Raw genomic sequence first — 21,911 nt, forward strand, 5'->3', positions numbered from 1 at the left:
GCATGGCCGATGGCGAACAGTGGGGATGCCGCTATTGTCTCAGGTCCGACTGCCGCGCGGAGCAGCGCCTGATGAATTAATCAGTGCTTCCCTAGACAAGGTTCTGCGCGAAGCTGGATACGGCCATCGGATCGGCAGCAACATCCACATGCGGCATGGGAAGTTCGAGAACGAGGCCCAGGCTATCATCGACTTCGTCAAGAAGAAGAGTCCACGCAATGGCCGCTCGATCTTCGCCCTGGATCAATTCGGCTATCGTGCGGTCCCGACCAGCCTGATCAAGAAAATTCTGAACACCCTGCCGGGCGCGGAGGTCATCCTGACTTTTGCGGTTGACTCCTTTCTCAACTTCGCCGACGAGAAGAATTTCAACTCGGGGCTGAAGCGCCTTCAGCTTCCCGATCTGCTGGCCGGGCGCACCTTGCGCGAGATCAAAGCCTCGGATAAGGACTGGAGGCTGCTGATCCAATCCACGCTTTATGCCAGCTTGGTGCAGCAGTGCGGTGCCAAGCACTACACGCCTTTCTTTGTTCGGAATAAGAGTGGCCATGGCGATTATTGGCTGATCCACCTGTCTCAGCATCATCGAGCGCGCGACGTGATGACGGACGTGCACTGGAAGAACCAGAACTACTTCATCCACTATGGCGGTGCGGGCCTGAACATGTTCAACATGCTGGGCTACGATCCGAAGTTCGATTCGGCGCACCACGGCCAGAGCGAGCTGGGCTTCGAGTTTGATCCGCTGGCGCGCGAGGCCAGCGTCCGTACGTTGATGGAGCAAATCCCCAAGGTTGTGTTTGCTCACGAGGAGGGCGTGAGCTATGGCGTGCTGTACGCGACGACGTGCAATGATTCTCCAGCTTCCGGGGAAATCTATCAAGAGGCTCTGGAGCGCCTGGTTGCTCATGGCGCTGTCGAGATTGTTGGCGAGGATGGTGTGAAACGCCGGGCTGCCAAACAGATCAAAACATCGGATCAGATCATTGCACCTACGCAGAAAAGCTTTTTCTTCTGAAATAGAAAGTCGTGTTTTTCTAACGTGGATGGATTGTCAAAGGGAATCAAGTGGGCATGAGTTGGCTGGGGGGGCAGCCGGGACAAAGCAGGAAGTGGCACAGTACCAAGGTGGATGTGTTGCGAGGGAAGTATATCTGCGCCACGGCCGTTTTACCTTTCACAGCGCATAAGCGGGTGCTCATTTATTATTTTTGAGATTATGTGTCATGCTCTGCTTTATTCCGGCTGCCCCTCGGCTAGAATAAATTTTTCTGGTTATGCTCTATTGAGTTGAGGCTTTTTCCAATCTTCTTATTCTTGAGCATAGAGAATAAGTGATCTGCTCCCTTTTTCGACAGCGTAATGGCTACGTCCGAAGGGTTCGATACCGCGAAGAATAAAGCAAAGATCGGCGGCCCGTTTTCTGGTAAGAAGATGGGCTCGCTTACCCAACCTTTGAACAGCTCGCTGAGCCGGGTATGCACAAATGTCGCTATCTGCGCGGGACCTGATGTGCGTATTGCAGGCCCATTATCTTCTAAACAGCTACGCTGAGCTGGTTGCTCGTAGAACGCTTGCCGCCAGGTCGTTGTCCCAAGCACGCTATCAAGCGATGCAGCCTTGCTCTCATCCACCTTAGTGAAGTCCTTGGCCGCTTGGCGGTATACACCGCTCAGCGGGAAGAGATACCACACGTCCAAGGCGCGCGTGGCGGCAATCCTTTCCAGCGTGCTCCATTGAACGTGCATGCCGTATGGGTCCAGGAACAACACGCCTCGGGTATTCCGCCAGTTCAGCTTGGACAAGATCGCTTGCAGAGCCAAGTTGGCATCTTGCTTGTGCACGATAACAGTGGTCTGTGCCTGGGAAGCCGCTAGCGCTTGCAGCTCCGCGACATGCTTGGCCTTGAGGTCGATCAGGTGGACCTGATTGAATGCGGGAGATGTTTCTATGGCGATTCTCGCCGATCCGCGAATGGTAGATAGCGTCCCATTCGGTAGCTTGATTTCACACTCCCCCGTCCCGGCAAACGCATCGATATACACCCTAGAAAACGGCGATTCTGGCGTGGGACGTCGCTGCAAAGCCGTGTTGAAAAAGGTGAGGTAGCGTTCGAGTAGCTCCAGCTTGATGTATGTCCAAGGACCTCCGAATGAGTGCTTTGTCATCGCCTTGATTGTTAAAGTGTGTTTTGCTTTGGAAATTTCAGTGGGTGAACACTAGGAGGCCACTATTCTACATCCCGATTGTCTTACTTTTCGTCGTGAGCGAATAATTTTGTGTTCGCTGGAATTTGCGAAGAATTGATATGCGATAGGATAATGGTACAGGCTGAAATCTGTAGTTTATTCTTGATTGGTTGACTCATAATTTCCCGCCATCAGTTAGGGGGGGGCGGTTATCCATTTCTCCGAGCAATTGTCGTAGAAGTGGGCGAGGCGCTAGACCATCTTGGCTGGAAGTGGTGGAAAAAGCAGGTAGCCGATGAAGCTCAAGCTTCCATTGAGCTGATCGACATCCTCCATTTCCTGCTTTCACACGAGCTGGTTCAGGCAAAGGGTGATATTGAGCTGGCGGCTGAGCGTCTTGTGGCAGTCTCGAAGCCGCATCAGACATCGGTGCAATTCGATGGTAAGGCCCATCTGCTCGATGATGACCCGCGTTCGCTGTTTGAGTTGCTGGCCGGATTGGCGTCGGTGCGGCGCAGCGAATTGCGTGTGCTAGAAGCTTGTTTTCGTGCGATGAATATGACTTGGAACCAAGTGTACGTCCAGTACGTATCAAAAAATGTCCTCAATATCTTTCGGCAAGAACACGGCTATACAGATGGTAGTTACGTGGAAGAGTGGTTCGGGCAGGAAGATAATGTTCATTTGGCAGAAATCACGACCTCCCTCGATTCTGCGAGCGCTAACTTTAGCGATGACCTCAAGCGTCAACTTGCGGAGCGTTATCAGGCTGCGTGTAGTGCGGCAACTAAAGCTTAAGCCTATTCAAACGCCGCCGTAACCTGACTTCATCGTCCCTGGCGCATCATCGGCATGCTCTACGGCAGCTTGAACGCCATGCGCCGGCCTATGCAGAGCTTTCTAACTTTTCTTCGACCAAAAAAATCATTTTTGATGGCGGCAGCCCCAACGCTTGGGCAAGTTTGAATATTACGCGAATGGATGGCTGGTTGACGCCTCTCTCGATCAGGCTCACGAAATTTCGCTCGATCTCGGCTGCGAACGCGAGTTGTTCTTGCGACAACCCTGCATCTCGTCTTAACGCACGAAGAACCTGACCGAATGCGACGCCTGGATCCAAACATTTCTCCCAATATATTGGTAGAAATGGTGGGCTTCGGCTATCATTTAGTCTTCACAATATATTGGTAAATTCCAGCGCTGCCGGCAGGTTTTCCGAAAAATAGCGTCGTTTGCCATCAACCGACCGTCTTCTCCTGTTTTAGATGGCACCGCTGCAGCAGCCAAAATGATCGACGGATGAGCAATAGAAAATCTCTGCCCTGCGTAGACCTGACAAAAACCGCCTTTTCTTTACGCTTCCAGCAATTGCAAGAAGCACTCAACGACAGCCTCCGTCGACGTGGGCCGCCACTGGAGGCCGTCCTTCAGGCCCAAGACCGCATGATCCTTCGCCTGGAAGGATGGATCGACAGTTTGGCGGATCTTCACATGTGGGCTAAGTCCGATATTGATCTCTTCCGACATACCTTGGATACCAATAGGAAGGTCTACCGCCTGAAGACCCTAGAGCTGCATAACGTGGCCGTTTCCGACGTTGAAAAAGACGATCTGGAGCGTGCTCTTCATCTGACGATGGGAAAGATCCTCACCAACAGAACCGGCCTTGCTTACTCGCTTCCGTCGTCGGGCCCACACTAACGCAATAACGCCGACCAAGCCGTGAGGTCGGCATTTTTAAGGTAGCAGCTTATGGCATTTGAGACTATCCAATACACGACAGTACCGCTCGCCAAAACTATTGGGCTGATTGACCTCGCGGTTTTTGTTGCTCTTCCTGGCTGTGTGGCCCAGGCATTATCAGACGACACGAGTACGGTTGTGCTCGCGTCGATCGCGGGCTTTGCCGTAATAGCGGCCATCAGAGGCGTGCGGCGGCATTCCAGCCTCAAGACAAGCTTCGCAACCGCAAAAGCACATTTGGAAAAGCATGGCATCAAGGCAGATTTAGAGCTCCGTCGCGAGCTTGCAGTTGACTCGGTGTCTGGAAAAGTTGTTTTTGTTACGCCGGCCACCATGTCCTATCAAGTCTATGACCGGGCTGACATCCTCGGGTGCGAGCACCAGTGGGTCACCAAATCGAATAGTAATGGCCAGCTGTCGAAGACCGAGAACGTCCTTGTTTTCAAGACGCGCAACGCGCAGCAGCCTCTCTATAAAATCCGCTTGTACGATCACGCCACTGCTGAGCTGTGGTTGGCCCGCATGAACGCTGTGCTGAACTCATAATCCGCCGAAGACGCGGGGCATGCGCTACCTATGCGGCTAATATCTCAGTATCGGCCGGGTACGTGGACACATGCGTCCAACACAGCCTCCGGTCGAGTGCACTGAGCCGCACCCGCCTTTCCAATTCATACAAGCTGATCGATGCGCCTACTGATACTGTCAGATCTCCACCATGAGCTGTGGCGTGAAAAAGCGCCACAAATCGATTTAACGCTCAGTCGTCCCGACATAGTCGTACTGGCCGGCGACATCAGCAGTGGCGTCAAAGCTGTGCAGTGGGCCACCGACGCATTCGCTGGCACCCCTGTTCTCTATGTGTCAGGCAACCACGAAGCGTACGGTAAAAATCTTGACGACATCCAGGATGACATTGAGGCCGCCTGTATGGGAGCCCCCACCGTACATTTTTTGAACTGCAGCGAGTACATCCATGGCAGCGTTCGATTTATAGGTGCGACTTTGTGGACCGACTTCAAGCTGTTTGGCGATGATACACGGGCCGACGCAATGCGTGAGGCGGAATCAGCCATGACCGATTACAAGCGTATTCGCCTGGCGAAGAAAGGGTATAGGAAGCTGCGTGCAGCTGATACGGCGCAACTCCACGCGGCGCACAAGTCTTGGATCAAAAAGAAGCTTGCAGAGCCGTTCGCTGGCAGCACTGTGGTGATCACACATATGGCCCCATCAATGCGCTCTGTTCCGGGGCAATACCGGAGCGATTTGTCGTCTGCAGCTTACGCATCTCAGATGGAGGACTTAGTCGCGCAAGCCGATCTCTGGGTACACGGACATATGCATGAAACAATGGACTACCGAATTGGCAAATGTCGGGTCGTATGCAATCCGTGCGGCTATATTAACCGTGATGGCGGCGCCCAGAATGCGCAGTTTGATCCCTCGTTCATTGTTGAGTTACCGGATGGCTGAGATCGCCAAGCTGGTCTAATTGCTTGAGTCGATCGAAGCAAACGACCCCACACCGCTGACAGAATTGCGGACTAAAGACGGCGCATAAGCCTTCGACGCCGCTGAGGCAAGGGGAGTATTGGAACGGCTCTCCCCTCCATCGATTCGCTTTGCGCTCGAGCGTGTTGCGCTGTATGACGTTCCGAAGCTACAGGTTAGCAAACAGGTTTTCGACGACGCGGGCGAGCCACGAACCGTTCGGCGTGAATTCTCGAAGCTTCACTTGGCCAGCAGCAGTCTATCCTCCTTGCGTTGATGCTTTCCGCGAACAGCGATAAGCCGCTTATTATTGATCAGCCCGAGGATAACTTAGGTTTTCTCACCGAATTCGAACGTTCTCATTTAATTTGAACATTCTCATTTAATTTGAATTTTTACAGCTGCCGCCGCCAACCAGGGCCACGCCTGACGAGGTATGGTGGGGCGCGCGATAGGGCCGCACCTTCCACAGCGCGGCCTGGAACTTGCCGCTCAGCGATTGTACCGCCGCTGCCTCCAGCGCCTCTTCATCCGTCATCTGCGGCAGCAGGCCGGCGAAGCGGCTGGCCAGCATGGTCTTGCCGCTGCCGGGTGGGCCGACCAGCAAGATCGAGTGGCCGCCGGCCGCCGCGATTTCCAGCGCGCGCTTGGCCACGCGTTGGCCTTTGACTTCGGCAAAGTCGGGATAGCAGGGGGGCAGCGGCAAGGCCGCCGCAATATGGCGCGGCAGGCGCCCCTCCTCGGTCACGGCGCAAAGATGGCTGCACACCTGTGACAGCGAGCGGGCAGGGTGGATCAGCGCTTCGCTCACCAACGCCGCTTCCTCGGCATTTTCCAGCGGCAGGATGAATGCCCGTGTCTTGCTGGTCTGCTTGCGCCGCATGGCGAAGGCCATCGCCAGCGCGCCGCGTATGGGGCGCAGGGCGCCCGTCAGGGAGAGTTCGCCGGCGAATTCATATTGTTCCAGGCCGCGCGTGGGAATCTGGCCCGATGCGGCCAGAATGCCGATGGCGATAGGCAGGTCGAAGCGGCCCGACTCTTTTGGCAGATCGGCCGGAGCCAGGCTGACGGTGATGCGCTGGGCAGGCATTTCATAGCCCGCATTTTGGATCGCCGCACGCACCCTGTCGCGCGCCTCCTTCACTTCGGTTTCGGCCAGGCCGACGATATGGAAGGCGGGCAGGCCGTTTGCCAGATGCACTTCGACGCCGACTTCGGGGGCGTCCATGCCGGCCAAGGCGCGGCTGCGCAGAACGGCGAGGCTCATCGGTTTACCTCCAGACGGGAACAGTGTCCGGCTATCGTAAAAGCGCGCCCGCTGCCGGCTTTGCGCTGCCGCAAAAACAGAACGGAGCCCATCCGCAAATATGGACTCCGTTTGTCGGCGATCATTGCAAGTCTGTCAGGCTTGCCGCGACTGCCGCTTTCAGGCCGCGGCCAGCGCCGGATAGTCGGTCAGGCCGGCAGCGCCGCCGCCGAACAGCGTGGCGCGGTCGTGCTGGGCCAGCGGGGCGCCGGTGCGCAGGCGCTCGGGCAGGTCGGGATTGGCGACGAAGGGGCGGCCAAAGGCGATCAGGTCGGCCCAGCCTGCGGCCAGCGCTTCGCGGGCGCGTTCCGCCGTGTATTTGCCGGCATAAATCAGCACGCCGGAATACACCTCGCGCAGCTTCCATTTGAATTCCAGCGGCATCAGCGGCGCATCGTCCCAGTCGGCTTCCGCGATATGGATGTAGCCGACGCCCAGTTCGCCCAGCAGTTTGGCCGCCGCGAGATAGGTGGTTTCCGGATCGTCGTCGACGCAGCCGTTTTGCGTGGTCAGCGGCGCCAGGCGGATGCCGACGCGCGAGGCGTCGCCCATGGCCGCGATCAGCGCCTGTGCCACTTCGCCGAGGAAGCGCAGGCGGTTCTCCAGCGAGCCGCCGTAGGCGTCAGTGCGGGTGTTGGCATTCGAATCGATAAACTGGTTCACCAGATAGCCGTTGGCGCCATGCAGTTCCACGCCGTCGAAGCCGGCGGCCAGCGCATTGCGGGCGGCGGCGCGGTACTGCTCCACGACTTCGGCGATTTCCGCCACGCTGAGGGCGCGCGGCTCGGAGGCCTGGACGAAGCCCGGCGTGCTGCCGTCGTCGCCGGCGATGAAGACATTCACGCCTTTGGCCTGCAGCGGCGAGGAGGATACCGGCTGCTGCCCACCCAGCAGGCTGGTATGGCTCAAGCGGCCGACGTGCCAGAGCTGGGCGAAGATGCGGCCGCCGGCCGCATGCACGGCGTCGGTCACCTTGCGCCAGCCGGCCACTTGCGCTGGCGTGTGCACGCCGGGCGTCCACGCATAGCCTTTGCCGAGCGGTGCGATGTTCGTGCCTTCGCTGACGATCAGGCCGGCGCTGGCGCGCTGCGCGTAGTAGGCGGCCATCAGCTCATTGGCTTCGTCACCGGGTTGGCTGGCGCGAGATCGTGTCATCGGCGGCATGACGATGCGGTTCGGCAGGGTCAGCGCGCCGAGTTGCAGCGGTTGGAACAAGGTGTCCTGGGTCATGATGTGGTCCTGGAATTGCCGCGGCCCGTGGGCCGCGGACGGTTGACGGAGAGTGGTGCTGCGATCAGTCCCACTGCGGCGCGAGGCCGGCTGGATCGACTTCGCGGCCGTTGCGCTCAAGCGCGGAGATCTGCGCCATGTCTTCGGCGCCCAGGCGCAGCGTTTGCGCCAGCAGATTGCTGGCGAGGTTCTCGCGCTTGGTGGACGATGGAATCACCGAGTAACCCAGTTGCAGCGCCCATGCCAGTACCACCTGGGCCGGGGTTGCGTTCAGGCGTTGCGCGATGGCGCCGACCACCGGATCGCTCAACACCTTGCCGTAAGCGAGCGTCATGTAGGAGGTGACGTGGATGCCTTCGCTTTGCAGGAATTCGACCAGGGCGCGATTTTGCAGGTAGGGGCTGAGTTCGATCTGGTTGGTGGCGATGGCATCCTTGCCGACGGCGGCGATGGCTTGCTTGGTCAGCTCGATATTGAAGTTCGAGATGCCGATCTGGCGCGTCAGGCCTTGCGCCTTGGCTTCGGCCAGCGCCTTCATGAAGGTTTCGACCTCCACGCCATTGCCGGGGGCCGGCCAGTGGATCAGGGTCAGGTCGATATAGTCGGTGCGCAGCTTGGCCAGGCTTTCCTTCAGGCTCGGCACCAGCTTCTCGGGGCTGTAGTTGTCGACCCAGATTTTGGTGGTCAGGAACAGGTCTTCGCGGCGCACGCCGGACGCGGCGATCGCGGCGCCAACTTCGGCTTCATTGCCGTAGATCTGGGCGGTGTCGATGGCGCGGTAGCCCAGTTCCAGGCCGTTGCTGACCGAGTCGATGACAACCTGGTCTTGCAGGCGGAAGGTGCCGAGGCCGAAGGCGGGGATAGTGCTCACTATGTGCTCCTTGAATTGAATGGATCGTTGTGATCTGCCAGTATTCTGGACTTGATTTCTGATGAGATAAACGCTGTTAAAAGTCAAAAATATTTGATTTCAGATCAAATATGGAAAACCGGAAGAACCTCGGCCCCGATCTTCGCCAGCGTCTCGTCCAGCGGGCGGCGGTCGCGTACACCAGCAGCAGGCGTGGTTGCGTCAGCACGCTGAGTTGACGCAGCAGTGGCGCCGGCGCGCCAGCCGAAGTGCTGGCCGATGAAGGTGCCGAGCGGGATGCCGGCGACAAAGGCCACCGTCATGCCGCTGAACATGGTGGCGATGGTGCTGGCGGTTTTTTCCTTCGGCACCAGCGTCGTGGCGATGATGGCGCCGACCGAGAAGAATACGCCGTGCGCCAGACCGGTAAGAATGCGTGCCACGATCAGCGATTCATAACCGGGCGAGCGCCACGATCACGAATTCGGTGGTGCCGATGGCGAAAGCGCTGATGGTCAGTGCGAGAAGAGCAAGTGGCATGCTGGGCATCCATGGTTTGATGAGGAATGGAGCGCAGTCTAGCTGCTATACTTTTGCAGAAAAACTAGTAGATAAGCGAAATTATCTTGATTTGAAATCAAAAATGAAAATCACGCTCGACGAACTCCAGGCCTTTACCGCCGTGGTGGATTCCGGTTCCATCACCGCCGCCGCGCAGCAGCTCGGCCTCACCGTGTCGGCCACCAGCCGCACGCTGGGGCGGCTGGAGGAGAAGCTGGCCACCACGCTGCTGCGCCGTACCACGCGCCGCCTGGAACTGACGGAGGAGGGCCATGCCTTCCTGTTGAACGCGCGCGCCATCATCGCCTCGGTTGAAAACGCGGAGGAGCAGATGTTGGCGCGGCGCGAGCTGCCGTCCGGCCGCTTGCGGGTCGATGCCGCCTCACCCTTCATGCTGCATGTGGTGGTGCCGCTGGTGCGCGGCTACCGCGAGCGCTTCCCGCAGGTGGAATTGGAGTTGAACAGCAATGAAGGCATCATCGACCTGCTGGAGCGGCGCACCGACGTCGCCATCCGCATCGGCCGCCTGAAGGACTCCACCCTGCACAGCCGCCCGATCGGCAGCAGCCGGGTGCGCATCCTGGCCAGCCGGGCATATCTCGATGCCCACGGCACGCCGCGCAAGGCCGAGGATCTGGCCAAGCACGCGCTGCTCGGCTTCACCCAGCCCGAGTCGCTGAATGTCTGGCCCATCCTCGGTACCGATGGCGAGCCGCTGCGCATCACGCCCGCGATCAGCTCATCGAGCGGCGAAACGCTGCGCCAGCTGGCGCTCGACGGCGCCGGCATCGTCTGCCTGTCGGACTTCATGACCGAGCAGGATCGCGCCACCGGGCAGCTGGTGCAGATCCTGGCGCGCCACACGCAGGATGTGCGCCAGCCGATTCACGCCGTCTACTACCGCAACACGGCGCTGTCCTCGCGCATCACCTCCTTCGTCAGCTATTTGACCGAGGCGCTGGGCGGCAAGCACCCTTCGCGAAGCGCGGCGCAGTGGATGGAGTAATTATTGCAACTTTGACAAAGTTGCGCTAAACGGGTACACTGCTATTTCATTCCAGAAATGTTTGTAAATCGGCTGGAAGACCTAGCATGAAAAAAAGTCTTATCGTTCTCAGCGGTTTTGTGTTCGCCGTGCTTGGCGGCATGTGCTGGGAAATCCTTTTCTGCGACGAATACGCGCAGGCCGCCGCCTTGATCCGGCAATCGGAGCATCTCTTTGGCGGCGTGCAGCGCATTGTTCCCCTGCGTCATAAAAGCATAGAAAAAGGCGCAGGCGTCAGCTGCACGCTGCATCAGGTGTATGTGATCGGGGAAGGGCGTTCGGCCTTTGCCAACGTGGTCTGGCGTGCCGACGACGAGCGGCCGGTCGGCGCGGGGCGCCTGGTGATTGCGGGCGACGACAGCATCGACGGCGTGCTGCATGAGCAGCTTAGCGCCGATTGTCCTCTGCCTTGAGCCTGCACTGAAATGGATGGCGCGTCTGCGCCATCGCGGGGCAATTCTCTCTGCTTACTTCTCATCCGCCAGTTTGGCTTCGATTTCGGCCAGGCGGGCTTCCACCAGTTCCAGGCGGGCGCGGGTCTTGGCCAGCACTTGCGCCTGAATTTCGAATTCCTCGCGCGTGACCAGATCGAGTTTGGCGAAGCCCTGGGTCATCATCGCCTTCACGTTTTTTTCGATGTCTTTGGCCGGCGAGTTTTCGATGGCCTGATTGATCTTGCTTTGCAAGTCATTAAAGAAGTTGTTCATGTCCATGGTCATTCCGTGCTTTGGTTGGATTTGCACCACGCCAGTGCGATTCCAGCATCCATTTGGTGCGAAACAATGCAAAATTGCTATGTAATCAGCTGTCCGCGTGTCAACACTTGCTGGCACGCATTCTGCTAATGAGTCGTGGTGAAGCTTGTCGATCCCCTGAATTTTAAACCGCATTAAAAGTTCATCCAAAGGAAATCGCCATGAAATATAAGACCATGAACCTGACTCTCGCCTCCGCATTGCTTGCCCTGGCAACTTTTGGAGCAGGCCTGGCCCATGCGCAGCAAGCCGCACCCGAGGCGAAACCGGACAACGAGTTCTCCTACAATCTGGCCGTGACCAGCGATTACCGTTACCGCGGTATCTCGCAAACGCGCCTGAAACCCGCGCTGCAAGGCGGCGCGGACTGGGTGAATAACCCCAGCGGCTTGTATGCCGGCGCCTGGCTCTCCACCATCAAGTGGATCAAGGATGCCAATGGCGACGGCAGCATTGAGGCCGATGTCTATGCCGGCAAGCGCGGCGAAATCGCCAAGGACGTCAGCTACGACGTCGGTGGCCTGGGCTATATCTATCCTTCCAATAAGCTGCATCCGAGCGCGAACACCTTTGAGCTGTATGGCCAGATCGGTTTCGGCCCGGCCACGCTCAAGTATTCGCATTCGCTGACCAATCTGTTCGGTTTTGCCGACAGCAAGAACAGCGGCTATCTGGATGGCGCCATCAACTACGACGTCTACCAAGGCTATACCCTCAACCTGCATGTGGGCCGCCAGCGCGTGAAAAACAATGGCGCGTCCAGCTATACCGACTGGAAGGTGGGTGTCAGCAAGGACTTCGGCGTCGCCACGCTGGCCCTGGCCTATGTGGGCACCAACACCGAAGCCTATGTGGGCCGCGACGGCAAGAACCTGGGCAAGGGCGGCGCCGTCTTCACGATTTCGAAAATCTTCTAAGCGAGGCCCAAATGAAAATGATCACCGCCATTATCAAGCCCTTCAAATTGGATGAGGTGCGCGAAGCGCTCTCCAACATCAATGTGCAAGGCATCACCGTGACCGAGGTGAAGGGCTTCGGCCGCCAGAAAGGCCATACCGAGCTGTATCGCGGCGCGGAATACGTGGTCGACTTTCTGCCCAAGACCAAGATCGAGGCGGCCGTGGACGACGCCATCGTCGACCAGGCCATCGAGGCCATCGAGCGCGCCGCGCGCACCGGCAAGATCGGCGACGGCAAGATCTTCGTCTACAACCTGGAACAAGTTATCCGCATCCGTACCGGCGAAACCGGCAACGATGCGCTCTAAGGGGAATCTGAATGAAAAAAACTATAAAAACAGTTTTCGCGGGGATGGCGGTCGTGCTGGCGCTGGGCTTCTTCCATGCCGCGCCGGCGCAGGATGCCAAACCGGCCGCCGCGGCAGTCCCGGCTGAGACCACGGCCGCCGCGCCAGCCATGCCCCCGGCCGATGCTGCGCCGGCTGCTGCTGCCGCTGCTGCTACGGCGCCCGCCGCCAGCCCAGCGGCGGCAGTCCCGGCTCCTGCATCCGCCGCCGCGCCGGCGCCCACGCCGAACAAGGGCGACACCGCCTGGATGTTCGTCGCCACCCTGCTGGTGATCCTGATGACCATCCCCGGGCTGGCACTGTTCTATGGCGGCCTGGTACGCACCAAGAATATGCTGTCGGTGCTGCTGCAGGTCTTCATGATCTTCTCGCTGATCATCGTGCTGTGGTGCTTGTACGGCTACTCGCTTGCCTTCACCGAGGGCAACGCCTTCTTCGGCAGCGGCGGCCGCGCCCTGCTGGCGGGCATCTACGATCCGGCCAAGGGCGCCTTTACGACCGCCGCCACCTTCAGCAAGGGCGTGGTGATCCCCGAGTTCATCTACGTCGCCTTCCAGGGCACGTTCGCCGCCATCACTTGCGGTCTGATTGTCGGCGCCTTCGCCGAACGCGCCAAATTCAGCGCGGTGCTGGCCTTCGTCGTGCTGTGGTTCACCTTCTCCTATCTGCCGGTGGCGCATATGGTCTGGTTCTGGACCGGCCCGGACGCCATCACCGACGCCAACGCCCTGGCCACGGAAACGGCCAAGGCAGGCTTCATCTGGCAGAAGGGCGCGCTCGACTTCGCGGGCGGCACCGTGGTGCACATCAACGCCGCTGTGGCGGGCATCATCGGCGCTATCCTGATCGGCAAGCGCATCGGCTATGGCCGCGAGTCCATGGCGCCGCATTCCCTGACCCTGACCATGGTCGGCGCCTCGCTGCTGTGGGTGGGCTGGTTCGGCTTCAACGCCGGTTCGGCGCTGGAAGCGGGCGACATCGCCGCCCTGGCCTTCATCAACACCTTGCTGGCGACGGCCGCCGCCGCCACCTCCTGGCTGTTCGGCGAATGGATTTTGAAAGGCAAGCCCTCCATGCTGGGCGCGGCGTCGGGCGCGGTGGCCGGTCTGGTGGCCATCACCCCGGCTTGCGGCTACGTCGGCCCGATGGGCGCCTTGGTCATCGGCTTGCTGGCTGGTATTATCTGCCTGTGGGGCGTGAATGGACTGAAACGCCTGATTGGCGCTGACGATTCGCTCGATGTGTTCGGCGTGCACGGGGTAGGTGGTATTCTCGGCGCCATCCTGACCGGCGTGTTTGCCGCGCCGTCGCTCGGTGGCCAGGGCGTATGGGATTATGTTGCCAACAAGGCATCGGCTGACTATTCGATCGCCGGCCAGGTAACGACCCAGGCCACGGCGGTGGGCATCACCATCGTCTGGTCCGCCGTTGTTGCCTTTATTGCATACAAACTGGTGGATATGGTGATCGGCCTGCGCGTGCCGGAAGAAGAGGAGCGCGAAGGCCTGGATATCACCAGCCACGGCGAATCGGCCTACCATTCCTGAGCACAGCCGGACCGCCCTTGCGCGGTTCGTTCAAGGCGCCCCGCACCAGGGCGCCTTTTTTGCATTTGAAGGCTTTTAATTGCATGTTTTGCCCCAATCTGGTGAATTCGCTAGGTGCGTCGTTTGATGCGTTATTAACCGCACCCGTTTATTGACAAGGATGTAAGCATGGTTCCCCACCTCGTCACGGCCTTGACTGGACCGCTGCTCGATCTCGAAGAAAAAATCCTGGCCGCGACGCCGGCCATTGAGCGCTGGTTCCGTCTGGAGTGGCAGGAACACACGCCGCCGTTCTACTGCTCGGTGGACCTGCGCAATGCCGGCTACAAGCTGGCGCCGGTGGACACCAATCTTTTCCCCGGCGGCTTCAACCACCTGGCCACCGAGATGCTGCCGCTGTCGGTGCAGGCGGCCATGGCCGCCATCGACAAATACTGTCCCGACGCGCGCAATCTGCTGATGATCCCGGAAATCCATCAGCGCCACCCGACCTATTGGCAGAACGTGGCGCGCCTGATGCAGATCTTCCGCCAGACCGGCCTGCATGTGCGCCTCGGCTCTCTCGATCCGCAAGTGACCCAGCCGACGCCGCTGGCGCTGCCGGACGGGAATATGCTGGTGGTCGAGCCGCTGCTGCGCTCCCCCAATGGCCGCCGTCTGGGCCTGAAGGACTTCGATCCCTGCACCATCCTGCTGAACAACGACCTGTCGGCCGGCATTCCCTCGATCCTGGAGAATATCCATGAACAGAGCCTGCTGCCGCCGCTGCACGCCGGCTGGGCGCTGCGCCGCAAGAGCAACCACTTCACCGCCTACGACGAGGTGGTGAAGAAGTTCGGCAAGCTGATTGGCGTCGACCCGTGGATGCTTAATCCCTTCCACGCCAAATGCGAGCAGGTCGACTACCAGAGCGGGGAGGGGCAGGAAGCCCTGGCCGCCAATGTCGACACCCTGCTGGCCAAGATCCGCAAGAAGCACAAGGAATATGGCATCAAGGAAAAGCCCTTCGTCATCATCAAGCCGGACGCCGGCACCTACGGCAAGGGCATCATCAGCATCCGCGACGCGGCCGAACTGAAAGACCTGAGCCAGGCGCAGCGCGAGAAGATGTTCGTCATCAAGGACGGCAAGGCTGTCACCGACCTGAATATCCAGGAGGGCGTGCCGACCTTCGAGAGCATCAAGGATGCGGTGGCCGAGCCGGTGGTGTATATGATCGACCGCTACGTGGTGGGCGGCTTCTACCGCGTGCACGCCGAGCGTGGCGTGGACCAGAACCTGAACGCGCCCGGTTCCGAATACGTGCCGCTGGCCTTCGCCCAGCAGCACGCCGTGCCGGACCTGAAAGCCAAGCCGGGCACCGCCGCGCCGAACCGCTTCTACGTGTATGGCGTGGTGGCGCGCCTGGCCTTGCTGGCCGCTTCGCTGGAAATGGAACGCACCGACCCGAACCCCGAAGTGTATTAAGGCGCAGGCCGGGGGCGCGCCAGCGCGGGCGCCCGCCGATGCCGCTTGGGAATCTCGGCTAAAATCAGCCATTACTTCGAATGGACGCGCCCATGAAAATCGCTTTTCTCGCCGACCCGCTGGACAGCTTCAAGATCTACAAGGATTCCACCTACGCCATGATGGCCGAGGCGGCCGCCCGCGGCCACGAGGTGTACGCCTTCCAGCAGCATCATATGGCGCTGACTAACGGCGTGGTGACGGCCTACGCCGCCCGCATCATCCTGACCGGCGCCGCCGACGAGTGGTATCGCGCCGAGGAGTCGCAGGAGATGCGTCTGACCGAATTCGACGCCATTGTCCAGCGCAAGGACCCGCCTTTCGATATGGAATACGTGTACGGCACCTATCTGCTGCAGCTGGCGGAAAACCAGGGTGCGCGCGTGTTCAACAAGCCGTCCGCCATCCGCGACCATAACGAGAAGCTGTCGATCGCGCAGTTTTCCCAGTTCACCGCGTCGACCCTGGTGACGTCCGACGAGACCCGCCTGCGCGCCTTCCACGCCGAGCATGGCGATGTGATCCTCAAGCCGCTGGACGGTATGGGCGGCGCCGGCGTGTTCCGCGTCAAGGCCGACGGCCTGAACCTGGGTTCCATCATCGAGACCCTGACGGCCAACGGCAGCCGCACCATCATGGCGCAGCGATACATCCCCGAAATCGTCAAGGGGGACAAGCGTATCCTCGTCATCGGCGGCAAACCGGTGCCGTATTCGCTGGCGCGCATTCCGCAAGCCGGCGAGGTGCGCGGCAATCTGGCCGCCGGGGGCACGGGCGTGGCCCAGCCCCTGTCGGCGCGCGACCGTGAAATTGCCGAAACCCTCGGCCCCGTACTGGCAGCGCGTGGCCTCTTGCTGGTAGGATTAGATGTGATCGGCGATTGCCTGACCGAGGTAAACGTCACCAGCCCGACCTGCTTCCAGGAGATCACCCAGCAAAGCGGCTTCCAGGTGGCCGCGATGTTCATCGACGCGCTGGAAGCGGCAGCGGGCCAGCAAGGATAACGAGGATATGGTTGGCATATTGTTGTTGACGCACGCGCCGCTGGGCCAGGCTTTCCTGGCCGCGGTGGCCCATGTGTTCCGCGGCCAGACAGAGCGGCTGGAAGCCATCGACGTGGTGGCGGACCAGGATCTGGGCGAAGTGCAGAAAATGGCGAGCGAAGCGATCCTGCGCCTGGACGACGGTTCGGGCGTATTGGTGATCACGGATATCAAAGGCGGCACGCCCGCCAACTGCTGCAACAAGCTGGCCGACGCGGGCCGCGTGGAAGTCATCGCCGGCATCAGCCTGCCGATGCTGCTGCGCGCGATCACCTACCGGCGCGACACGCTCGATGTGGTGGTGGAGATGGCCCTGGCCGGCGCCCAAAGCGGCGCGGTGCGGGTCGATAACAGGATAAGGGTCTGATGCAGGCCCACAGTAGCCGCCGTTAGCTCCGGCTGGCAGCGGCGGTTTTTGCAGCGCATCCCTGATTGAGAAGACAGACTATATGATTCAGCAAGAACTTGAGATTATCAACAAGCTTGGACTGCATGCGCGTGCTTCCGCCAAATTTACCCAACTGGCCGCAAAATACCAGAGCGACGTCTGGCTGACCCGCAATGCGCGCCGCATCAACGCCAAGTCCATCATGGGCGTGATGATGCTGGCCGCCGGCAAGGGCGCCAAGGTGACGCTGGAAGCCGACGGCGCCGACGAGCAGGATTGCATCAACGCCCTGGCCGCCCTGGTCAACGACAAATTCGGCGAAGGCGAGTAATGCCGAGGGACCGCAGCCATCCGCGAACCCATACCTATCCGCCCATGGCATCGTTCACGCTCCACGGCATTCCGGTATCGCGCGGCATCGCCATCGGCCGCGCCCACCTGCTGACGCCTGCGGCCCTCGATGTCCGGCACTATCTGATTGCCGAAGAAAATGTGGAAGCGGAGGTGCAGCGCCTGCAGCAGGCCCTGGCCGCCGTGCACCGCGAGCTGCAAACGCTGTGGAATGAACTGCCCAAGGACGCGCCGACCGAGTTGGGCGCCTTCATCGACGTCCATGCCCTGATCCTGTCCGACCCCATGATTTCCGAGGCGCCGCTGGATATCATCCGCAGCCGCCACTACAACGCCGAATGGGCCTTGCTGACCCAGATCGATGAGCTTTCCGCCCAGTTCGACGAAATCGAAGACCCCTATCTGCGCGAACGCAAGGCCGACATCCAGCAGGTGGCCGAGCGCGTGCTGAAGGTGCTGATGGGCAGCGAGCCGCTGCCCACCGCCATCACGCCGGCCGCCGGCGACGAATTCCAGGCCCAGATGATCGTGGTGGCCCACGATATCTCGCCGGCCGACATGCTCAAATTCCGCGACCGCTCCTTCATCGGCTTCGTCACTGATGTGGGCGGGCAGAACTCGCACACCGCCATCGTGGCGCGCAGCCTGGATATTCCGGCCGCCGTCGGCATGTCCCAGGCTTCCCAGCTGATCAAGCAGGACGACTGGGTCATCATCGACGGCGATGCCGGCGTGGTGATCGTCACGCCCAGCGCCCTGGTGCTGGAGCAGTACCGCGAACGCCAGCAGGCCGCCCTGCGCGCGCGCAAGAAGCTCAGCAAACTGAAGAAAACCCCGGCCGTCACCAAGGATGGCACGGCCATCACCCTGCTGGCCAATATCGAGCTGCCCGACGACTGCCCGGCTGCCCTGGAGGCGGGCGCCAGCGGCGTCGGCCTGTTCCGCTCCGAATTCCTGTTCATGGGCCGCGCCAGCGATATCCCGTCCGAGGACGAGCAGTTCGAGCAGTACCGGCGCGCCGTGGCCGCCATGAAGGGCCGCATCGTCACCATCCGTACCCTGGACATCGGCGCCGACAAGCCGCTCGACCAGAGCGAGCACACGGCGCTCAATCCGGCGCTGGGCCTGCGCGCCATCCGTTACTGCCTGTCCGAGCCGCAGATCTTCCTGACCCAGCTGCGCGCCATCCTGCGCGCCTCGGCCTTCGGCAAGGTGCGCATCCTGATCCCGATGCTGGCGCACGCCTTCGAGATCGACCAGTCGCTGGCCATGATCGAGCAGGCCAAGGCCCAGCTGCGCGAACTGGACATCAAATACGACCCGGAAGTGCAGGTCGGCGCCATGATCGAGATTCCGGCGGCGGCCCTGGCCCTGCCCATGTTCGTCAAGCGCATGGACTTCCTCTCGATCGGCACCAATGACCTGATCCAGTACACCCTGGCCATCGACCGGGTTGATTATGAGGTGGCGCACCTTTACAATCCCCTGCATCCCGCCGTCTTGCAATTGATCGCCATGACCATCGCCGCAGGCCACAAGGCCGGCATCGACGTCGGCGTATGCGGCGAAATGGCGGGCGATACCAAATTGACCCGTCTGTTGCTGGGCATGGGCTTGCGCGAGTTTTCGATGCACCCGGCGCAGCTCTTGTCGGTCAAGCAGGAAATCCTGAACAGCGATCTGGAAACGGTCGTGCCGCAGACGCGCAAGATCCTGCGCGCCATGGAACCGGCCGCGATCGCCGAAGCGGTTCAGGCCTTGCAAACGATGTAAATCCGCCCGCGCGCGGCGCCAGCCATTGTGGCGGCGCGCGCGGCTAGTCTGCGGCGCCCATCATCACGGGAGGCCGCATCGATAGATGGCCCGTGGGGCCGCGCTGTACCTTCACAGCTACCTGATTAACACATGTCTTCCATAGGAATCGTATCGCCGCAAACCATGCATTTTGCCGCGCCGCTCCAGCTGCAAAGCGGAGCCTCGCTGCGCGACTATATGCTCATGTATGAAACCTACGGCACCCTGAATGCCGACAAGTCGAACGCGGTGCTGGTCTGCCACGCACTGAACGCCTCCCACCACGTGGCCGGCGTGTATGCCGACAATCCCAAGAACGTGGGCTGGTGGGACAATATGATTGGTCCCGGCAAGCCGCTCGACACCAATAAATTCTTCGTCATCGGCGTCAACAACCTGGGCTCCTGCTTCGGTTCGACCGGTCCGATGCACGCCAATCCCGCCACCGGCAAGCCGTATGGCGCCGCCTTCCCCGTGGTCACGGTGGAGGACTGGGTGGCGGCCCAGGCGCGCCTGGCCGATGAACTGGGCATCACCCAGTTCGCCGCCGTCATGGGCGGCTCGCTGGGCGGCATGCAGGCGCTGGCCTGGAGCATCATGTATCCCGAGCGCCTGCGCCACTGCATGGTGATCGCCTCCACGCCCAAGCTGTCGGCGCAGAATATCGCCTTCAACGACGTGGCGCGCCAGGCCATCCTGAGCGACCCGGATTACCGCGGCGGCGATTTTTACGAGCACGGCGTGGTGCCGAAAAACGGCCTTAAAGTGGCGCGCATGGTGGGCCACATCACCTATCTGTCGGACGACGATATGGCCGAGAAGTTCGGCCGCAAGCTGCGTGATATCGCCGAAAGCAGCGACTACAAATTCGGCTTCGGCATCGATTTCGAGATCGAATCCTATCTGCGCTACCAGGGCGACAAGTTCTCCGAATACTTCGACGCCAACACCTATCTGTTGATCACCAAGGCGCTCGACTATTTCGACCCGGCGCGCGCCCATGGCGGCGACCTGGCGAAAACCCTAGCCGCGACCAAGGCCAAGTTCTTCCTCGCTTCCTTCACCACCGACTGGCGCTTCTCCCCGGAACGCAGCCGCGAGATCGTGCAGGCCCTGTTGTCGAACCGGCGCGAAGTCACCTACGCCGAGATCGACGCGCCGCACGGCCACGACGCCTTCCTGCTGGAAGACCCCCGATACATGAATATGGTGCGCGCCTACTACGAGCAGGTGTGGAAGGAGCTGCAGGCATGACTTTCGACGATCTGAAAAAAGCCCGTCCCGATCTGGCTTTCATCGCCCACTGGGTGCCGGAAAACGCCCACGTGCTGGATGTGGGCTGCGGCGACGGCGTGATGCTGGAGTATCTGCAAAGCGGCAAGCGCTGCACCGGCTATGGCCTGGAACTGGCCGATGACAAGGTCTTGGAAAGCACCAAACGCGGCGTGCGCGTGATCCAGCAGGATATGGAAAACGGCCTGGGCATCTTCGGCGACAATTCCTTCGACACCGTGCTGTGTCTTTCCTCGCTGCAGATGATGCAGCATGTGGAAAGGCTGCTGCGCGATATCGTGCGCGTCGGCGCCGAGGCCATCATCTCCTTCCCCAACTTCGCCTACTGGCCGCACCGCGTGGCGCTGCTGCGCGGCCGCATGCCCGTATCGAAATCCTTGCCCTACCAGTGGTACGATACGCCCAACGTGCGCTGCGCCACGATCAAGGACTTCCAGGAGCTGGCCGAGGAGTGCGGTCTGGAAGTGATTGAATGCGTGGCGTTGGCGGAAGGCAATATCGTCAGCGTGCTGCCGAATTTACGCGGCGACCTGGCCGTCTTCCGCCTGCGCAAAAGGAAAGGCAACTAAAAGCCGCCGGCACGGCCAGGCGGCAAACGGGAAACGCAGACATGAAGACGTATAAACACCGCCTGGCGGTGCTGGCGCTGGCCTTCAGCGCCGGCCTGGCCCAGGCACAGCAACCCTTGCCGCAGAACGAGCAGGCGGACGGCATCCCCGTCACCCGCCTGTCGCGCCTGCGCGCTTTTACCGACGACCACCAGTTCGAGGAACAGTCGAAGCTGCAATACACTCAGCTGCTGAAAGAGGCGCAGCAAAAGGATGCGCTGGTGCCCGCCAGCCATCCCCAGGTGCAGCGCCTGCGCGCCATCGCCCAGCGCATCATTCCGCATGCCACGCGCTGGAATCCGGCCGCCGCCGACTGGAAATGGGAGGTGAACCTGCTCAATTCCGACCAGGTGAACGCCTTCTGCATGCCGGGCGGGCGCATCGCCTTCTTCAGCGGCATCCTGACCAAACTGAATCTGACCGACGATGAAGTGGCCATGGTCATGGGGCACGAAATCGCCCACGCCCTGCGCGAGCACTCGCGCAAGCGGGCCGGCGCTTCGCAGCTGACGTCCATCGCCACCAAGGTGGGCGGGGCGGCACTGTCGGCCTGGCTGGGCATCGATCCGCGCCTGACCGACGCCGGCGCGGGCGCCGTGACCCAGGTGCTGGTGATGAAGTATTCGCGCGGCGACGAGACCGAGTCCGATCTGGTGGGCATCGACCTGGCGGCGCGCGCCGGCTACGATCCGCGCGCCGGCGTGGCGCTGTGGCAGAAGATGGGCGCCATCAATGCGCGCCAGCCGCTGGAATTCCTCTCGACCCACCCGAGCGGCGATTCGCGCATCGCCGATATGAACAAGAGCATGCCCCTGGTGCTGCCGGTGTATGCGCGCTCGCGCGGCACCACGGTGGCCGCGCTGCCGCCTTACCGCACGACGCCGCTGCCGAACAAGCGCTGA

Annotated in this window: 23 protein-coding genes and 3 pseudogenes; 19 read left to right on the top strand and 7 right to left on the bottom strand. The window is 60.7% G+C overall.

Annotated features, from left to right (window positions below; all coding sequences use genetic code 11):
* A partial coding sequence (gene tcmP / locus FHS03_RS10230; protein ID WP_221208106.1) for a three-Cys-motif partner protein TcmP occupies window positions 1–1,018 on the top strand: 1,018 nt, incomplete at its 5' end.
* Between the two features lie 238 nt (window positions 1,019–1,256).
* Here the strand turns inward: tcmP and FHS03_RS10235 are convergent.
* Window positions 1,257–2,168, bottom strand: coding sequence for a three-Cys-motif partner protein TcmP (locus FHS03_RS10235; protein ID WP_183440898.1), 912 nt, complete (start codon window positions 2,166–2,168; stop codon window positions 1,257–1,259).
* A 249-nt stretch (window positions 2,169–2,417) separates the two neighbouring features.
* Between FHS03_RS10235 and FHS03_RS10240 the strand changes: the two genes are divergently transcribed.
* Entirely contained in the window at window positions 2,418–2,987 is a 570-nt protein-coding gene (locus tag FHS03_RS10240; protein WP_371871656.1) for a dUTP diphosphatase, read from the top strand.
* A gap of 88 nt (window positions 2,988–3,075) precedes the next feature.
* Here FHS03_RS10240 and FHS03_RS10245 read toward each other — a convergent pair whose 3' ends face one another.
* Window positions 3,076–3,309 carry a helix-turn-helix domain-containing protein gene (locus tag FHS03_RS10245; protein ID WP_183440900.1) on the bottom strand — a complete coding sequence of 78 codons (234 nt, stop codon included), beginning with the start codon at window positions 3,307–3,309 and terminating at the stop codon, window positions 3,076–3,078.
* Window positions 3,310–3,488: 179 nt separating this feature from the next.
* Here FHS03_RS10245 and FHS03_RS10250 point away from each other — a divergent pair, with 179 nt between their 5' ends.
* The 4 genes and pseudogenes from FHS03_RS10250 to FHS03_RS28630 all read left to right on the top strand — a co-directional run.
* Window positions 3,489–3,890: a hypothetical protein gene (locus FHS03_RS10250; RefSeq protein WP_183440901.1), complete on the top strand. Its 402-nt coding sequence runs from the start codon at window positions 3,489–3,491 to the stop codon at window positions 3,888–3,890.
* 51 nt (window positions 3,891–3,941) lie between these two features.
* Window positions 3,942–4,478, top strand: coding sequence for a hypothetical protein (locus tag FHS03_RS10255; protein ID WP_183440902.1), 537 nt, complete (start codon window positions 3,942–3,944; stop codon window positions 4,476–4,478).
* A gap of 141 nt (window positions 4,479–4,619) precedes the next feature.
* The gene (locus FHS03_RS10260; RefSeq protein WP_183440903.1) at window positions 4,620–5,408 is read left to right on the top strand and encodes a metallophosphoesterase family protein; all 789 of its coding nucleotides are present in this window, start codon (window positions 4,620–4,622) and stop codon (window positions 5,406–5,408) included.
* 19 nt (window positions 5,409–5,427) lie between these two features.
* Window positions 5,428–5,759 (top strand): annotated as a pseudogene (locus FHS03_RS28630) (TrlF family ATPase); the annotation flags it as partial.
* Between the two features lie 70 nt (window positions 5,760–5,829).
* Here FHS03_RS28630 and FHS03_RS10265 read toward each other — a convergent pair.
* The 4 genes and pseudogenes from FHS03_RS10265 to FHS03_RS10280 all read right to left on the bottom strand — a co-directional run.
* Window positions 5,830–6,693, bottom strand: a pseudogene (locus tag FHS03_RS10265) (YifB family Mg chelatase-like AAA ATPase); the annotation flags it as partial.
* Between the two features lie 159 nt (window positions 6,694–6,852).
* The gene (locus FHS03_RS10270; protein ID WP_183440905.1) at window positions 6,853–7,962 is read right to left on the bottom strand and encodes an alkene reductase; all 1,110 of its coding nucleotides are present in this window, start codon (window positions 7,960–7,962) and stop codon (window positions 6,853–6,855) included.
* Window positions 7,963–8,026: 64 nt separating this feature from the next.
* On the bottom strand, window positions 8,027–8,833 hold the full coding sequence (gene dkgB, locus FHS03_RS10275) for a 2,5-didehydrogluconate reductase DkgB (RefSeq protein ID WP_183440906.1): 807 nt from the start codon (window positions 8,831–8,833) through the stop codon (window positions 8,027–8,029).
* 163 nt (window positions 8,834–8,996) lie between these two features.
* Window positions 8,997–9,352: pseudogene (locus FHS03_RS10280) on the bottom strand (MFS transporter); the annotation flags it as partial.
* A 103-nt stretch (window positions 9,353–9,455) separates the two neighbouring features.
* On the opposite strand from FHS03_RS10280, the gene FHS03_RS10285 reads away from it, so the two are divergent.
* Both FHS03_RS10285 and FHS03_RS10290 read left to right on the top strand, forming a co-directional pair.
* On the top strand, window positions 9,456–10,379 hold the full coding sequence (locus tag FHS03_RS10285; protein WP_183440907.1) for a LysR family transcriptional regulator: 924 nt from the start codon (window positions 9,456–9,458) through the stop codon (window positions 10,377–10,379).
* A gap of 86 nt (window positions 10,380–10,465) precedes the next feature.
* Window positions 10,466–10,831, top strand: a complete 366-nt coding sequence (locus FHS03_RS10290; protein WP_183440908.1) for a hypothetical protein — start codon at window positions 10,466–10,468, stop codon at window positions 10,829–10,831.
* Between the two features lie 54 nt (window positions 10,832–10,885).
* On the opposite strand, the gene FHS03_RS10295 is transcribed toward FHS03_RS10290, so the two are convergent.
* Window positions 10,886–11,131 (bottom strand): accessory factor UbiK family protein, encoded by a 246-nt coding sequence (locus FHS03_RS10295; RefSeq protein WP_050412521.1) that lies wholly within the window; start codon window positions 11,129–11,131, stop codon window positions 10,886–10,888.
* A gap of 203 nt (window positions 11,132–11,334) precedes the next feature.
* Between FHS03_RS10295 and FHS03_RS10300 the strand changes: the two genes are divergently transcribed.
* The 11 genes from FHS03_RS10300 (at window position 11,335) to FHS03_RS10350 (ending at window position 21,911) form a co-directional block, all read left to right on the top strand.
* Window positions 11,335–12,090: a TorF family putative porin gene (locus FHS03_RS10300; protein WP_183440909.1), complete on the top strand. Its 756-nt coding sequence runs from the start codon at window positions 11,335–11,337 to the stop codon at window positions 12,088–12,090.
* 11 nt (window positions 12,091–12,101) lie between these two features.
* The gene (locus FHS03_RS10305) at window positions 12,102–12,440 is read left to right on the top strand and encodes a P-II family nitrogen regulator (RefSeq protein ID WP_050409507.1); all 339 of its coding nucleotides are present in this window, start codon (window positions 12,102–12,104) and stop codon (window positions 12,438–12,440) included.
* A gap of 11 nt (window positions 12,441–12,451) precedes the next feature.
* Window positions 12,452–14,026, top strand: a complete 1,575-nt coding sequence (locus FHS03_RS10310; RefSeq protein WP_183440910.1) for an ammonium transporter — start codon at window positions 12,452–12,454, stop codon at window positions 14,024–14,026.
* Window positions 14,027–14,194: 168 nt separating this feature from the next.
* A complete protein-coding gene (gene gshA, locus FHS03_RS10315; RefSeq protein ID WP_176348986.1) occupies window positions 14,195–15,493 on the top strand; it encodes a glutamate--cysteine ligase in 1,299 nt (432 codons plus the stop codon).
* A 92-nt stretch (window positions 15,494–15,585) separates the two neighbouring features.
* Window positions 15,586–16,536: a glutathione synthase gene (gshB, locus tag FHS03_RS10320; protein WP_183440911.1), complete on the top strand. Its 951-nt coding sequence runs from the start codon at window positions 15,586–15,588 to the stop codon at window positions 16,534–16,536.
* Between the two features lie 7 nt (window positions 16,537–16,543).
* The gene (locus FHS03_RS10325) at window positions 16,544–16,942 is read left to right on the top strand and encodes a PTS sugar transporter subunit IIA (RefSeq protein WP_183440912.1); all 399 of its coding nucleotides are present in this window, start codon (window positions 16,544–16,546) and stop codon (window positions 16,940–16,942) included.
* An 82-nt stretch (window positions 16,943–17,024) separates the two neighbouring features.
* Window positions 17,025–17,294: an HPr family phosphocarrier protein gene (locus FHS03_RS10330; RefSeq protein WP_050409503.1), complete on the top strand. Its 270-nt coding sequence runs from the start codon at window positions 17,025–17,027 to the stop codon at window positions 17,292–17,294.
* 44 nt (window positions 17,295–17,338) lie between these two features.
* Window positions 17,339–19,087 (top strand): phosphoenolpyruvate--protein phosphotransferase, encoded by a 1,749-nt coding sequence (gene ptsP, locus FHS03_RS10335; RefSeq protein WP_183441176.1) that lies wholly within the window; start codon window positions 17,339–17,341, stop codon window positions 19,085–19,087.
* 132 nt (window positions 19,088–19,219) lie between these two features.
* On the top strand, window positions 19,220–20,362 hold the full coding sequence (gene metX, locus FHS03_RS10340) for a homoserine O-succinyltransferase MetX (protein WP_183440913.1): 1,143 nt from the start codon (window positions 19,220–19,222) through the stop codon (window positions 20,360–20,362).
* A complete protein-coding gene (metW, locus tag FHS03_RS10345; protein WP_183440914.1) occupies window positions 20,359–20,970 on the top strand; it encodes a methionine biosynthesis protein MetW in 612 nt (203 codons plus the stop codon). The genes metX and metW overlap by 4 nt, the downstream gene beginning before the upstream one ends.
* 41 nt (window positions 20,971–21,011) lie before the next feature.
* Window positions 21,012–21,911, top strand: a complete 900-nt coding sequence (locus tag FHS03_RS10350; protein WP_183440915.1) for a M48 family metallopeptidase — start codon at window positions 21,012–21,014, stop codon at window positions 21,909–21,911.

The organism is Pseudoduganella violacea (genome assembly GCF_014191875.1).
GTDB classification, from domain to species: domain Bacteria; phylum Pseudomonadota; class Gammaproteobacteria; order Burkholderiales; family Burkholderiaceae_D; genus Rugamonas; species Rugamonas violacea_A.